This is a genomic window from Ruegeria sp. MALMAid1280 (genome assembly GCF_049195285.1).
Classification (GTDB): Bacteria; Pseudomonadota; Alphaproteobacteria; order Rhodobacterales; family Rhodobacteraceae; genus Ruegeria.
In genome coordinates, this window is sequence record NZ_JBMIRT010000033.1 from 74,961 (window position 1) to 91,369 (window position 16,409).

Sequence of the window (16,409 nt, forward strand, 5' to 3'; positions counted from 1 at the left end):
CCATCACTTCCCGCCCGGGTTGTGCATAGTCTCGAAAAGGTATTCTCTAACTGCAACCTTTGAACAGTTGCGCATCAAATATGAACGGTCGACATACCGAGATACTTTCCAAATGTCTGTCCATCGATCTGGAGGTGGATCCCAAAACCGCGAAGGTATTTGCATTTGCCGCCGTCCGAAACGATGAGCAACCTGCTTTGAAGTCGGAATCCAGCGCGCTGGAGAAAGATCTCGACCGCCTGGAAGAGGCTATCGCAGGTGCCCCACATCCGATTGGTCACAATTTCCTGCACCACGATATGGAACACCTAATTGCCGCCAGACCACGTCTGACCCAGATCATGCGGGCACCAATTGATACACTGTGGCTGAACCCGCTGGCCTTCCCACGCAACCCATACCACCATCTGGTCAAACACTATCAGGACGGGCGGCTGGCTGCGGGGCATATCAATGATCCAGAACTTGACGCCCGGCTTGTATTTGAGGTGTTCGCTAATCAGCTCGATGCCTTTCAAAACCTTGCCGAAAGCGAACCGGATGCGCTTGTAGCCTATCACTTCCTGACCACCCGAACCGAACAATCGGAAGGGTTTGATGCGGTTTTCAAGTATCTAAGAAAAGCCAATTGCCCGGCGCAGGATGAAGCCGTTGCCGCCATCCGTCGGATGCTGGACGGTCGGGCTTGTTGTAAACGGGTCGAACAGACTCTGGGAAGACTTAGCAATCCCCGAAACGGATGGCCTATGGCCTATGCGCTATCCTGGATCACCGTAGCGGGTGGGGACTCGGTCATGCCGCCATGGGTTCGGGCGCAATTTCGCGAGGCATCTCTGATTGTCCGGCATCTCAGGGATACGTCCTGCAAAGATCCCGCCTGCCAGTGGTGTGCTGAACAGAATGACCCGGTCCGTGCGCTGAACAGGTGGTTCGGGTTCGACAGTTTCCGCCCACAGCCTGTGGACCCAGATGGTCGCCCTCTGCAGGAACGCATTGTCGATGAGGCCATGTCCGGAACGAGCCTGCTCGGCATCCTACCAACAGGCACTGGAAAGTCCGTGTGTTATCAGGTGCCCGCTTTGTCGCGGTTCGACAAAATCGGGGCGTTGACCGTGGTCATTTCCCCGTTGGTCGCGCTGATGGCAGATCAGGTTCAGGGTATGGAGCGCGTCGGCATTTCCTGTTCCGTGACTGTGAATGGTCAGATGTCCATGCCCGAGCGACAAGAAGCCCTGAACAAGGTTCGCATGGGCGATGCGGGCATTTTGATAATCTCGCCCGAACAATTGCGCAGCACATCAATCCGGTCGGTACTGGCTCAGCGCGAAGTTGGCCTGTGGGCAATTGACGAGGCTCACTGCGTGTCGAAATGGGGTCATGATTTCAGGCCGGATTACAGATATCTGGGCAGGTTCATCAAAGAGTTCTCGGGCGATCAAGCCCCTGCCCCAATCCTATGTCTCACGGCCACCGCCAAACCAGAGGTCGTCGCCGATATCGTCGAGCATTTCCAGTCTCGCGCCGGGGTCGAGTTGCTCTCTCTTGATGGTGGAGCATCGCGGAAAAACCTGACATTTGATGTCAGGCCTACCACTAAGAACAGCAAACTAACCGATGTCCTGAACGTGATCGAAGAGCTGCTCCCCGCTGAGGGCCGATCCGGCGCCGTGATCTATTGCGCGACGCGTAAAGAGACCGAGCGCGTCGCCGAGTTTCTAAAATCACAAGGAATGGACGCGGCACATTTCCACGCTGGACTTGGGTCCGATGACAAACACGACGTCCAGGAACGCTTCCGGGTCGGAGACCTGCGGGTGATTGCAGCCACCAACGCTTTTGGCATGGGCATCGACAAACCCGACATCAGGCTGGTGGTGCACGCAGACATCCCAGGGTCCTTGGAAAACTACCTGCAAGAGGCTGGGCGCGCCGGACGTGATCGGGAAATCGCCGATTGCGTGCTTCTGTACGCGGGGGATGATGTAGAACGCCAGTTCAGGCTGTCCGCGGGTTCGCGTTTGGCACGGCATGAAATCGGAGCCATTCTCAAAGCCCTACGCCGGATCGACGAGCGCACACGCAAAACCGGAAAGATCGTCGCCACTGCGGGTGAGATTGTCCGGTTCGAAAAAGATCAAGAATTTGAACGGGACAGCGCGACTGATGACACACGAGTCAAGACGGCCGTATCTTGGCTTGAAGAAGCAACACTTGTTTCGCGAGAAGAGAACCGTGTTCGTATTTTCCCTTCTTCGCTAACAGTCCGCACACTGGACGAGGCGAAACAACGCCTTGCGGATGCAGAGATCACTCAAGCGCATCGCAAACAATTGCTGGCCATCGTGCAGCATCTGATCTTGGCCCCGGCGGATGAAGGGGTCTCAACCGATCAGCTCTGCGGCGTCAGCGGTTTGACACCCGGCGCGCTGACCAAGGCGATGGCCAATCTCGAAAGCTCTGGCATCGCGCGCAACGACGTTGCGATAACGCTCTTCATCCATGTCGGTGTGGCGCAGTCTTCCTCCGGGCGCCTCACAGAGGCCGCAAACCTGGAACGGGATTTGATCGCGTCGATGCGAGAGCTGGCACCGGATGCGGACAAAGAGGCTCCAATACCGCTGAACCTGCAGGAAACCTGCCAGCATCTGCGCAATCAGGACCACGCCGATGCCCGCCCTGATGTCATCGACAGGTTGATCCGGGGCATCGCGCGGGATGGCAGGGGGCAGGATGGTGGCACCGGCAATATCCGGTTGCGCAAAATCAGCCGGAACACTCTAAACGTGACGCGGATAAGATCGTGGGACGTCATTGCCCAGACCGCTGAGGTTCGGTGGCAAGCGGCCGGGATTCTTTTGACGTTTCTGACGGGTCGCCTCGACAAAGGCGCGCGAGGCAAAGACCTGCAGGTCGAAACCACCGTTGGGGATCTTCTGGCGGAGCTCACACAGGATGCCGTTCTTAAATCCAGCGGTCTGCGCGATATGACCAAACTGTTGGAACGCTCCCTGCTTTGGATGCATGAACAGGGCGTGCTGACACTGGGCAAAGGGTTGACCGTATTCCGCCCCGCCATGACCGTTTTCCTCAATCCCAAAGGTGGTCAGTTCACGCAATCGGACTTCCTTCCTCTGGAAGAACATTACGCCGAACAGACACTTCAGACCCATGTCATGGCAACTTATGCGGAAACCGGTCTCGAGAAGATCACAGACGCCGAACGCCTATCGGAAGACTACTTCCTGCTCAACAAAGAGCAGTTCATGAAACGTTGGATGCCGGGCATGGCACGAGAAGTCAAGCGACAGACAACCAGCAAGTCCTGGACCGCCATTGTCGAAGATCTGGGCAACAAGGTACAACAGGACATTGTCGCGGACGATCGGGACCAGACCAATGTGTTGGTTTTGGCCGGCCCCGGATCTGGGAAGACCCGTGTTTTAGTGCACCGGATCGCTTATCTATTACGAATGAAGCGCGAAGACCCGCGCGGTATCCTGGTACTGGCCTATAATCGCCATGCCGCTGCCGAAATCCGTGTTCGCCTACGAGCGCTGGTGGGCGATGATGCGGCGGGGGTCACGATCTCGACCTGCCATTCGCTTGCGATGAAGCTGGTTGGTACCAGTTTCGCGGGGGTTCAGGCCGCAACAGAAGACTTCGACAATGTCATCACGGAGGCGGTGCGCCAGCTCAACCCCGAAGGCCTGACAAAAGCCGAAGCAGAGGCGCAGCGCGAGAGCCTGATTCAGGGGTTTCGCTGGATTTTGGTGGATGAATACCAGGACATTGGTCAGGAGGAATACGCGCTCATTTCCGCCGTGGCTGGTCGTTCTCTGGAAGATGCCGAGCTTAAACTCAGCCTGTTTGCCGTGGGTGATGATGACCAGAATATCTATGCCTTCAACGGGGCTTCTGTCGATTTCATCCGCAGATTTGAACAGGACTATAAGGCCAGACCATCTTTTCTGATCGAAAATTACCGGTCGACAGCACATATCATCGAAGCCGCCAATCAGGTCATATCCAAAGCGCCTGATCGGATGAAAACAGATCATGAGATAAGGATCAATCAGGCGCGGGCATCACAACCCAAAGGTGGACGTCTGGTGCAGGCGGATTCCATTGCTCATGGGCGGGTCCAACTGCTTGATGTCCCGCCAGATGACATGGCGCAAGCCGCAGCAGCCATTGATGAGCTGATCCGCCTGTCCCGTCTGGACCCCAACTGGAACTGGTCCCGCGTTGCTGTGATTTCCCGAGACTGGAAATCACTGGATGCAGTTCGGACCTATGCCGAAGCACAAGGTCTGCGCGTGGACATGGCAAACGAAGACCTTCCAAATGTCTGGCGGCTGAGGGAAACGCAGAGTCTGGTATCCGGGCTGCGGAGGAAACAGGGCGATCTGCTGGGTATTCAGGACATTCTGACTGTCCTCAACGAACAGTCTCGCAACAAATGGGTCGATCTGCTGGCCGAGGGTGTGGCTGAACTGGCCCGGGAATTGGGCACCAAAACAATGCCGGTGCCCGACATCATCGAATGGATCGCCGAATGGTCCCGGGACACACGCGGCGAACAGCGCGGACTTCTGTTGCTGACCGCGCATCGGGCCAAAGGGCTTGAATTCGACCATGTTGCAATCCTGAACGGCGACTGGACACGGGTGTCGAAAGAGGAGGATAACGAAGCCCCTCGTCGCCTGTTCTATGTGGCAATGACCCGCGCACAGCAAAGCCTGACAGTGCTGACATCCGGGGCGCACCCCTTTCTGAAAGCGGGTTCAGATTCAGTTCTGATCAGGCGAGTGACGCCCGATCTCGACGAAACCTCGCTGCCCGCAACAAAGTACCAGATGCCTGCGCTCGATATTGTAGATTTGTCATTCGCCGGTCGCCAAGGGGATGCACATGACGTGCACAACGCCGTGCGCTCAGCGAATGTAGGGGACACCCTTTCCCTTGTGTTTCAACAACCTCATTGGGTTTTGCTGGACGCGCAAAACCGTGTTGTCGGACGTATGGCGAAATCGTGGAAACCACCCAGCGGGCATGTGTTCGCCTCTGGCCAGATCGGGGCCATCATTAACTGGCGCAAGATCGATAGTGGAGAAGAGTACGCCCACTACCATAGGCGCGATAGTTGGGAGACCATACTACCAGAGTTGATCTTCCGACATGAGAATGCCAAAGCCTCGCATAGTCAGCTGACACCAACAGCCCGAGAGGATGATCAGACGGACCGTGTCAGGGACAATCCATATCGACAAACTGCCTACCCTTCGGCACAGGCATTGGATACCTCGGTTCCAGAACCACAGGAGATTGATAATCCGCCGGAACTCGACCTCAAAGCACTCATCCGCAAATCCATTGACGACACACGCTCCTGGGGTGAGCTTTCGGCAGCGCTGAAAGATAAAGATATAGCACTGGCTGCCAAGGGTGGCGGCCTTGTGGTCAAAAACGCCTCAACCGGCGTGGAGATCGGAAAAATATCTGCGCTTGGGTTCAAATATATCGATCTGATCCGCCACTATGGCGAAGGTTTCCCTGATCACCATGCGACATGGTTGGTCGAGAAGGCGTTAAACGACAACTACGTACCCAAAGGCCCAAGACGAACCAAGAAAGCAAAGAACCGCAAAAGAAAACCGGGCGATGGTGAAGATTTTTCGCTGATCGAAGATTGACAAATGCGCGGCTGAAAATATCCGCGCAACGCCTCTCACCCTGCGCTGCTCAATCCATCAGATTGTGGATCACTGGTGGGTTTTCGCACACTTCTTTGGCGATCTCGACCACGTGGCGATGATGGGTCAGATAGATCGCTTGACCGTTTTGCCCTATCCTCTCCATCAAACGGCACGCAGCACGCGTTCGGTCTTCATCAAATGTTTCGAATATATCATCGCAGAAAAACGGCAACTGAACGCCCTGACTGACCATCTGCTCATATGCCGCCGCACGGAGCGCCAGATAGAGCTGAAACCGTGTTCCCTTCGACATATCCCCAACCTGCTTCGACGTGCCATTGCCATCAACCGCCAACAATATTTCCGACGCTCCTTCCGGCTGGGTCAACAGTTTTTGATAGGCCCCGTTCGTCAATTCAGCGAATGCGCGTTCAGTCGCGGCCATCATTTCACTTCGATGGCGGTCGCGGTATCGGCGGATAGCCTCTTCGGCGACGCGCAGACCAAGATCCCGCTCGACATAGTTCAAAATGGCGTCTTCGATCTGAAGGTGCAGTATCGCGCGACGCTCAACCAGTTCGGCAATTTCCGCGCTGCCGGAAATCGCCCCTAGGTCTTTTTCAGCATTCGCGCGTGCCACCGTCGTTTCTGACAGGGTGTCTTCCACCCGCTTGAGATCACCCTCCAAAGACTGCGCTCGGGCCTCAAGAACAGGTAGCGTGTGCTCCCCGGCTGCGATTCTTGCCTCATCCAGTGTCTCTTCTGAAAGATCGCTGAGGATTTGCTCCTCGATTTCAGCAACCTGCGCTCGGACCCTAATCACGTCTTTGGCCGTGCCTACAGCGTTCCGAAGAGCCTCAAGTGTGCTGACGTCAACCGTATCTGGAAATACGGCCCCAAGTGTCGTCACCGTTCGGTCAATGTCCGCCAATTTGTTACGGCAGTTTTCTCTGAGTTCGGTATGTTCGGCTTTTTTCCCGATCAGCTCAGTGTATCGTCTCTGATCGTCTTGCGCTTTTTCAGCGATTTGCCTGAGCCGGGCAAACGCGTCCAAGGAAGTGCTTTCACCAATTGCAAATTGGGTACTCAGCTCGGCTACCGCCGCCTCGAACTGTCGCTGATCCTCCTGCATCGCAAACACTTGCCGCGCAGCGCTTTGACGTGTCGCATCCCACTCGCGCAGGTGGCCCAACACGCCCGGAGACGCCGCAAGCCTGTCAGGCGATACCCGTGTGCCGAACAAATCGCCAACCTTGGATCGCCAAATCTCCCCTGCCCGCTCCAAGGCACTGCCAAGATCGTCCTGGCCGCTCTGGCGGCGCTCAAGCTCGCCCTGCAGTTCTGTCAGTTTTTCCGAGGTTTCGCGCAGAACATCTTTGTACGCGCGCTCGGAATCCGCCATGTCCCGGGCCGAAGCCAGCGCAGCATCAAATGTCGGGTCTTCCAAAGGAAGAAGCGGCGCAAGTTGCTGACGTAGACGCTCGGCGCGCTCAATCGTATCCTTGTGTTGCTCGGCAACCTCATTTCGCCGCCTGTGTGCTGCCAGCGCCGCTACGTGCAAATCAACCCAATTCGCAATAGCACGTGGTGACAGTTCGGGTAACCCGATTTTATCGGCGTAATCGATTATTCGGTCTTCAAATTCCTTTGCCTGCGCTACCCATCCTTCGCGCGCCAACAGGACCCGTTCCTTGCGCGCCTCGGTTTCTGCCTGATCCTGAGTCATCTTCCGAAGCGCACCAAGTTCGGCGGCATGGACCAAACGGCTTGCGTTGATGTCATCCACCCGCGTCATCGCAGGCTCAAAGAGCGCCGCACTTTGTGCTGTCAAATCCGTGCAATGGGCCTGCCACAAGGCATCTCTTTGCGCCTGCGCCTCTTGCGCCTCAGCATCTCCAACAACAGCGGAACCCTCAGCCAGAGCAGATATCTGGGCGGCTTTGATTGCGATAGATTCTTCGTAATCTTCCAGCCTCTCATCAAGGCGCGCTATCTTTTCCGTAAGCGATCCATGTTGATCGGCGAGGTCCTCTGCGGTTGATCGATCTACCGGGCAGGCAGGCAGCGCTGAAAACGTGCAATCGCCAACCGCAAGTGCGTTCAGGGCATCCCTGGCAGATGCTTCCGCGGACAACATGGCTTGAGAAGCCGTTGCAAATGCAGGGGCCAGCCTATCGGCATCAAAACGCACAAGCAGTTCATGCGCACCGCTTTGAAGTGGCGCGGCTTTTTGTACCTCGCGCAGAGTCTTTTCTGCCTGCGCAACGCGCAGCGCACACTCTTCCAACTCGCGCGCACTGCTATTGCGGGTGGTTACTGCATCCCGCATGTTGCCCCGCAGTTCTTCAAGCGCCGTAATTTCGGCTGCGGACACAACAAAATCACCGACATCCGCATCCTCCGGCGCCCCAAGTTCTGCCACCACCCGTTTCATGTCCGCCTCGACCTCGTCCAGCCTGCGTTGGCGCCGGGGAATGTCCATCGCGGCTGTCAACGTACGGCTGCGCAGCTCGTCAAGGTCGTCCAGCTTTTGAGACAGGTTCAGACGGCTTTCGTCCGGAGGCAGATTCTCGAGTTCCTTTTCGGCTTCGTTCAGGTTGCCTGTCAGGCGCTCCAAATCCGTTTCTGCTTGGCCCCGATCGGCCAGCAGTTTGACCAGCATTTCAGGATCTATGTCGATCCTATCGGGATAATGCGCCTTATCCGCAATCTCGGCTACAAGCCTGTCCAGCTGTGCCAATCTGGGGATCACGCGACGCAAAGCATCGGTTTGGGATTGCTCGACGCGTAGGTCATCGCGCACCTGACGCGCATTTTCCTCGGCGGCCTGAGCAGCCGCGAGCCCATCTTTCAGCTTGCGCCAAGCGGCGGCGCTGACATCCAAGTCCCGAATGTCGCGGTCGATTTCGCTCAACTCTCGTTTCAGTTCGGCAACGCGCGTCGAACTGGATCGTTTTTTGTACAACGCATTTGCCTCAACCCGCGCCTGATCCAGAACCGTATTCAGATCCGCAACACCTGCCGCGGCCGAGAACAACAGCTTGCCGATATCACCACGGGCATTTGCAATCTCTTCACCACCCTTCTCGATTGTATCATCGTCCAGACACAACAGGCTGCGGTAGTCATCGGCCGACAGCCCACCCAAATGCGCGGCAATCGCGGTCTCAGGCAGTATCGCGTCCGCGTCACCCCGCAAGTTGCTATTGCGGGATGGCAACCGGGTGAACAGGCGGGCGTCTCCGTCGATTTCCAGCAACCCCGACACCTTCAGGTTCGCGCGCTGATGTTTGAACCCATAGGTGTCACGATTAGGGAAACCGTAAAGCAACCGCAGATAGGCTTCCATCGTCGTCGTTTTGCCCGCTTCGTTTGGCCCGTAGATCAAATGAAAATCCGATGTGCGGCCAGCGGCCCCGAAGTCCAGAACCTTGCCTGAAAAATGGCCAAAAACATCCAAAGCCAGTCGTTGGATACGCATCAGGAAGACGCCCCCTTCATCTTCGCGATCAGCCGCTGCGCACCGCGTTCGGCAAGATGCAGTACCAGACGGTTGGTTTCGGCTTCATCTGGCAACAGCTCTGTCCGGCGCTGCGGTGGGATTTCTTTCAGAACATCTTCCAGTTCAGTGCGATAGTTTTCCGCAAACCCAGCTTGGTCGCGGATGGTCTTCATGATTACGGCCAGTTCATCCGTCGCGCTGTTTGCCGCCTCGTCATTCGCAGACAAATCAAAGACAATCCTGTCCAGCCACAACACCCCGGTTTCGCGGGCATATTGCGCCACAGTATCCATCCAGACATCTTGATCGCGTAAAAGCTGCCAGCGCCGCGGCGTGCGCCCCGTGAGCTTCAGTCGGATGACCGCATCGTCTGAAGCCAAACCGTCGGCGGCGTCACGCAACTTGCGGCGCAGCAGATCACGCAAGGCATCATCCGTTTCGAGGTCCTTCACGTCGACGGGCATTTCCAGAAACTCAACAACCGAAGTCGGCACCTCCTCGATGGTGATTTCGTCCGTGATGCTAATCAGCGTCGCGGATTTTGGCCCGGTTTCACCCATATCCCGCCCCTGCGGCATTCCGGGCATCACCACCCAAGGTGTCTGAGAGTGAATCTGGCGGCGATGGACATGACCCAGCGCCCAATAGTCATATCCTGAAGAGACCAGATCGCCCACACTGCAAGGGGCATAAGGATCGTGCCCCTCGGCCCCGGCCAGCGAACTGTGCAACATGGCAATGTTGACGGCCCCATCCACAGGGCCGGGAAATTTGGGCAGCAAGCTGTCAGGCGCATGGCGGCTGGCGAAACTGACACCGTGAATCCAAACCTCGGGCGACACCTGTACCTTGCCGCCGCGCCCGTCGAATACATGAACGTTGTCCGGCAGGTTCAGCTCACCCGTGACCGGGTTTTCAGCATCGTGGTTACCCTTGATGTAGAAAACCCGGATTCCGCATTCGCGCAGACGCTCCAACTGTATCACCAGAAAAGCCGCCGTACGGGCGCTGCGCTCGGCCCCGTCAAACAGATCTCCTGCAATCAACAGGGCGGTCACTTCTTCAGCAATGGCCGTGTCAACGATCCTGACAAAAGCGGCCCGGCTGGCAGTCTGTACGCGTTCACGCAATTCCGGGTCGCGCAGGGCCAGAGATTTCAGCGGCGAATCCAGATGAACGTCAGCTGTGTGCAGAATCTTCATTGCCCGTCTGGTCCTCGTACCACCGCATGATCTCCTCAATCTGTTGACGCGCCGACCCGCTGACCCGCGACAGGCCAAGGTGACGGGCCAAATCCCCCGCCGGATCCTCTGAGGCCTTCAGGTCCGGGCCAATCTCATCCAGAACCGCCGCAACCTCGGTGCGGGACACATCGCGGATGGCGCGGTTTCCCAGCCCGCGATACGGAATTCGATCCTGATAGGTGCCTGCCAGCCAGACAAACGGAGTGCCGAACTCATAATGCAGTTCGGCCACGCCAAGCGCGTGTTCCACCCTGTCCATGATCCGGCGCCCGGTTCGCTGCCACCCGTGGCGGTTAGCGACCTCGCGGCCCAGATTGCGCAGGGGCATTGGGGCTTGATCGACCAAAACCTCGTGAACGATCTGTCGCAGAATCCCCATGTACCCAAGATCAAAGAAACGGTCCGGGTCGGCCTTCGGCCCGTCAACCTTGGCCAACTCGGTCGCATGAGACCCTGAGGCGAAGAGCTGAGGCTCATCAGCCTCTTTCGGCGCAAACTTCGGCGGGGCGCTGTCGGTCTGAGGCGGCTCGGGTGCAGGCAAGGCCCGCACCTCTGGCGGGTCTTCTTCCTTAGCCTCATGCTCTGCTTCCTGCCGGGCCGCGCGGTCTTCTTCCAGCAGCGCTTCCAACTTTTCATGCAACCGGTCAGCCACCACCGCCGGGTCGCGGAACCAGTCGGTCGACCAGATGCGCAGGATCGTCCAACCCAATCCTTCCAGCACCGCCTGCCGCACCTTGTCCCGATCCCGCGCCGTGGCAGAGCTGTGATAGGTGGCCCCGTCACATTCGATCCCGGCCAGATAGGCCCCTGCCCGATCCGGGTTCACGATCCCAAGATCAATGCGGAAGCCCGAGACACCGATCTGGGTCCGCACCTCCCACCCTTTGGCTCGGAACGCCTCGGCAATGGCCTGTTCAAACGGGTTTTCAGCCGGTCCAAGCGATCCTTCCTCGCGCGCGGCCAGCGCAACCGGGCCACGCTCGGCATAGTCCAGAAAGGTTTTCAGATCACGCACCCCGGTCGCCCGGGTGCGCGACAGATCAATCTGATCATGGGTCAGCGAGGCGAACACATGCAATTCGCGCCGGGCCCGCGTGACGGCAACGTTCAGACGCTTTTCGCCGCCATCCGCATTCAACGCGCCGAAGTTCATCGACAATTTACCTGCAAGGTCCGGAGCGAACGTGATCGAAAACAGCATCACATCACGCTCATCCCCTTGAATATTCTCAAGGTTTTTCACGATCACCGGCTCTTCACGCTCTTCTGCAAAGAACCATTCAAGTTCAGGTGCATCGCGCCGCACTTTGTCCAGGAGGTCCAGGATCAGCCCCTGCTGCTGCGCGTTGAAGGTGATCACACCCAGCGTTGGCCGATCCTCCTCGGGGTGGTTCAGCCAAGCGGTCAGACGCTGGCGGATCAACGCCACAATCGCCTTGGCCTCATCCGCATTGGTCCGCCCTGCCCCGCGCGCATAGGTGCCGTCGATCTTGTGGAACGTCACAGCGTCGCTGCCCGTGCTGGGTGCAGGAAAGGTGACAAGGCCACCATCGTAGTAGAAGTGGTTCGAGAACGCGATCAGCGCCTCATCCCGGCTGCGATAGTGCCAATCCAGCCTGCGCGTCGGGATCCCTGCGGTCGCCACCTCATCCAGAATTGAAGGCATGTCGCCAATCATCCCTTCGGCGTCCTCCTCGGCCTCATCGCTGCGGCCAAAAAAGTTGGTCGGCGGCAACTGCTTGGGATCGCCTACAATGATCGACTGTTTCGCCCGAGCGATTGCTCCGATGGCATCCCAGGTCGTGATCTGCGACGCTTCGTCAAAAATCACAACGTCGAACGTCGCCTGACCTGCCGGAAGATACTGCGCAATCGACAACGGCGACATCAGCACGCAAGGGGCAAGTTTGGGCAGAACGTCGCCCAGATTCTCCAGCAGAGGCCGGATCGCCATCGAGGGGCGTTTCAGCCCCAACTGATGCCGTAGAACACCCAGTTCCGATTTTCTGGGCACCCCGTCCCTTGCGGGCAGGCGGTGATGAATGCGTCGCATGACTTCGCGCGGAGCATGTTCGGCGACCTCGTCATCCAGCTTACGGAAGGCCCCAACGATATCCTCATGCTCCCAATGCGCGAACTGGCGCAGCGGGTCCGAGGCATCCATAGCCAGAGGCAACCACCATCGGGCATATGCGCAGCGGCATTCGGCGACCGGATCGCCTTTCAACTGATCCGACTCAATTGCATCGACCAGAGGCGTCAGCCCCGCGGCTTTGGCCTTGTTCCGAATGGCAACCCAGCGGGTCCAGTCCGCAAGCCGCCCGCGTTGCGCCAGTGTCTGATCCACGGCCTCCAGAAGATCGCGTAAGGGCAGATCGGTGTCCACCAAGCCGCCAAGCCCAGCGAACTCGGTGATTGTCGCATTCAATGCGCTGTCCGCCGCCTGCCAGTCCTCCATTGCCTGTCGCAACTCGCCCGTGGGTCCTTCCTCCAACGCAGCGACAGTGGCACCGAACGCAACAGTATCGTTGATCTCAGACTGCGCACCGGCCAATGTCGCTCGCAACGAGATCGCCTGAGCCACCCGCCCCTTCAATCTGTGCAGCGACCGGTCTGCGCCGGCGGTATCGGCTACCGGGCTGTCCTGCAGCACTGCCAGCTGTTTGCGGCACTCTTCCAACGCTGGCAAATCCCTGCCCGGTTCAACCTGTCCCGAGCTGGCATAGGTTTGCAGCAGCTTGCGGGTCTTGCGCTTTTTCAGGGCGGAAAATGGCCAGAACCCCGCCTCACCCGCGCGCCATTCCGCATCCAGCTGATCCAACGGCAGGCGTTTCATATTGTCTTCGGTGTAGGACGCGCTCCATTGGTCCTGCGCGTCCATGAACGCAACAAGCGCGGTCTCGAACTGATCCACTTCGGCGTGCAGGTCACGCTCTGACAGGCGCGGCACCATGCGCAGATCGTCCGCGTCGGGATCAATACGGCGCGACAGTTCGGTCAGCAGAGCGCGACGTTCCGGCTTCAGCATCCGGTCCGGGGTCAATGCCAGCCGGCCTGAAATATCCGAAGATGATCGCATGGCACGGTCGATACACGCCCTCAGGGTTTTGGCCCGTTCAATGATCTGGTCTTCCCAGGCATGAGACCACTCGGCCTCTCCCACCAATGGCAGCGGTGTGCCACCGCCTACAGCTGCGTAGGTACGGCCAAGTTCCTCTGTGATCTCAAGCAACCGGTCAAAACTGTGCTGATCATGGGCATCCTTATCCGCATAGGACAGTTTCAGTCCCTTTGGTGCCCTCGCCGTCCATGAAATCGCGTCAAAGACCGAAAACCCCTGCGCACCCTTGGCGTGAACCGCCTGCACATAGGTATTGAGTTGGTCGCGCTTGATCCGCAGCTTCTCGGTGACATCCAGCCAGTCCTGCTCGCTGGTGGCCGAGGCCCTGTCCCATCCCCGGCCAAGCTGCGTCAGAACCCGCTTGCGGTCGGTCTTGTTGGAATGCAGCTCCAGCACCGCATCGCCCAACCCGTGTGCCTCAAGCCTGCGCTGCACAACATCCAAAGCCGCAGCTTTTTCGGCGACGAACAGCACCGTTTTACCATGGGCAAGGCACTGGCAAATGATATTGGCGATGGTCTGACTTTTTCCGGTGCCCGGCGGGCCGATCAATACGAAATCCCGCCCCTCAGCTGCTGCAACGACGGCTGACAATTGCGAGCTGTCAGCGGGCAGAGGTGTAACCAGATCCTTGGGTGCCAGTCGTTGATCCATCTGTTCGGCCGGGATCGCGTCCCCTGCCCCGCCCTCAAAGGTCTTGTCAGGGTTGTCGACCAGATGCGCCACCAGCCGGTTATTGCGCAACTGATCGGTGCGCTCGACCAGATCCTTCCACATCAGGTATTTCGAGAATGAAAAGGTCGAGATCGCGATCTCTTCCACAACCTCGAACCCCGGCACTTCGCGCACCCGCTGGCGCATCCATTCAAAGATACGCGGCAGGTCGATGCCGCTGTCGTCGCGGGGCAATTCGCCCTCAAGCTCGGGCAGGGTCAGGTCGAAATCACGCTTGAGAAATTCCAGCAAGGTCGAGTTGAACCGAACCTCGTCTTCGTGGTGCAGGATTCTAAAGTCTGACCGCGCCGATTTGCGTTCGAGCTTGATCGGGATCAGCAGCAGCGGAGCACGATAGCTGCGCTTTTCGCCCTCTCGCTGCCAGCGCAGGAACCCTGCCGCCAGAAACAGAGTATTTGTCCCACCCTCCTGGAGATCGCTCTTGGCTTTTCGAAACAGGGCCAGCAGGCGGTTGTCAGCGTCCTTGCGATCCAGCGGCATCGTGATCTGGCCGCGTTCGAACGCATCTTTCGTTGCGCTGGCGATGATCTCGTCCCTGTCCTGCCGCGACAGCTGACGCTCGCCAATGGGATCATCCTCCATCAGCGGATAGGCGCGGAACGCCTTGTCCGCGGCCAATGCATCCTCCAAAGCGCCAACATCAGGCACCAGGCAAGGTACAGTCTGTTTACTTGGCTTGAAGTTCAGCAGCCGGTTGCGCAGCGACAGGTCCAACAGCTTCGCCTGCCAACGTTCGATCCGTCCTTTGGGCGTGTTGGGAACTTGTTCGATCACTTCGGACGGCAACAGGCCAAAGTCGATAGGGTCCGGTAGTTTCGCGGGGGCAGCCTCAATATGCTCGGCCACACCGGCATCAGCCGCCACGTGGCTGGCCAGCGGACGGATCCGGGCCGAGCGCGCGCGGGTGATGTTAACAGCCATCAGGAATTCCTGCTCACGATCCTCGGACACACGGGACCGCCCGGCTTCGACCGCCTGTTCAAATCCGGCAGTCGGGCGTTGGGTCAACAGGGTGGTTTCAACCGGAATGAACTCTTTCGCGTGAGTCGCCTTGCGCACGGTGATCACGTCCGGCTCGGTCACGTGCCCAAAATCCCGATTGGTGATCCAGACCCCGGCCCAGGCGTGACCGCGACTAAACAGGACAACAGGATGCAACCCGGCCTGTTCCCACGCAGCGGCCAATAGCAGCGAACTGTCCAGACACGTGGCCAGCCCCTCGCTGCGAATTCGTTCGGGCGCACGGATTTTCTGCCCCTCAACCTCGAACGATGCAGGCGGGTTGGCATAAGTCAGCCCCATACCGGTCACGGCCGACCAGATTGCGCCAGCGATCATCCATGCGCGCTGCGGGTCACCGGATTGATATCCCTCAAGCGAGCCATCATGCCCACTACGTTCTAGCAACAGCGACGCCTCCTTGAGGATCACCGCCACCACGGGATCGTTCGGAGATACAAAGGCTGCCAGCAGCCGGTCCATGTCACCCAGCCCGCCCCATTGATCGCGGGCCAGCAGCTCCAGAGGCAGAGTTTCTGACGACAACGGACCATCGTCCGTCGAAGCCGTCAGGGTCAGAGATCCGATTTCCGTTTCATTGAGACCGGCCAGTTTCTGTACGTCCAGAGGCGTCGCCAGATCGCCCAGTTCAAGACTCCCCATCGGGGACAACCGGTCGATAATCCAGGTCCTCGATTTTATCACAGCGGGCTGTGCGGTTAGGGTTATCTGGATGTTATCCAGCGGGCCATCGGTCATATTGGTGATCGACAGCGTCTTGAGAACGGGGATGTCATTCTGTGCAGAGGCGAAGTTTACCTTTTTAGCCATGTCAAATTGCAGGCTGGTAGAAGGGGCTATCGTCTCGATTGTTTCGGCCGAGGTGTTGTCAGCTGTCGAGGATTGAGAATGATCTGTGGTCATAAGTCTTTATGTTTAAATTTTCTGATGCGATCGAGAGACGCGCTTGCCGATCTGGAATGATGGTAAATAACCTGTAATACATGTATCACTCTGTAACTTCGCGCAGGATACGTGGGGAATACCGTTGTGCAAGTGGTAAGCTCTTGAAATCCAATTCATAGTGACCACAAAAGCGCTTGAAAATCGAG

General features: G+C 58.0%; 4 protein-coding genes. 1 reads left to right on the forward strand and 3 read right to left on the reverse strand.

Annotated features, from left to right (window positions below):
• Positions 1 to 80 precede the first annotated feature (80 nt).
• Complete coding sequence (locus ACOQFT_RS01850; RefSeq protein WP_421596370.1) at positions 81 to 5,693, forward strand: RecQ family ATP-dependent DNA helicase; 5,613 nt, start codon at positions 81 to 83, stop codon at positions 5,691 to 5,693.
• Positions 5,694 to 5,742: 49 nt separating this feature from the next.
• On the opposite strand, the gene ACOQFT_RS01855 is transcribed toward ACOQFT_RS01850, so the two are convergent.
• The 3 genes from ACOQFT_RS01855 to ACOQFT_RS01865 are packed head-to-tail and all read right to left on the reverse strand — an operon-like array spanning position 5,743 to position 16,128.
• Entirely contained in the window at positions 5,743 to 9,177 is a 3,435-nt protein-coding gene (locus ACOQFT_RS01855; RefSeq protein WP_421596371.1) for an AAA family ATPase, read from the reverse strand.
• Complete coding sequence (locus ACOQFT_RS01860) at positions 9,177 to 10,400, reverse strand: metallophosphoesterase family protein (RefSeq protein ID WP_170431542.1); 1,224 nt, start codon at positions 10,398 to 10,400, stop codon at positions 9,177 to 9,179. The genes ACOQFT_RS01855 and ACOQFT_RS01860 overlap by 1 nt, the downstream gene beginning before the upstream one ends.
• Entirely contained in the window at positions 10,378 to 16,128 is a 5,751-nt protein-coding gene (locus tag ACOQFT_RS01865; RefSeq protein WP_421596372.1) for a DUF3320 domain-containing protein, read from the reverse strand. Before ACOQFT_RS01865 ends, ACOQFT_RS01860 begins: the two co-directional genes overlap by 23 nt.
• Positions 16,129 to 16,409 lie beyond the last annotated feature (281 nt).

What these genes read in the sequence shown, in the direction of transcription:
- ACOQFT_RS01865 (WP_421596372.1), bottom strand. Translation starts at nt 16,128, where the DNA reads ATGGCTAAAAAGGTAAACTTCGCCTCTGCACAGAATGACATCCCCGTT.
- ACOQFT_RS01850 (WP_421596370.1), top strand. Translation starts at nt 81, where the DNA reads ATGAACGGTCGACATACCGAGATACTTTCCAAATGTCTGTCCATCGAT.
- ACOQFT_RS01855 (WP_421596371.1), bottom strand. Translation starts at nt 9,177, where the DNA reads ATGCGTATCCAACGACTGGCTTTGGATGTTTTTGGCCATTTTTCAGGC.
- ACOQFT_RS01860 (WP_170431542.1), bottom strand. Translation starts at nt 10,400, where the DNA reads ATGAAGATTCTGCACACAGCTGACGTTCATCTGGATTCGCCGCTGAAA.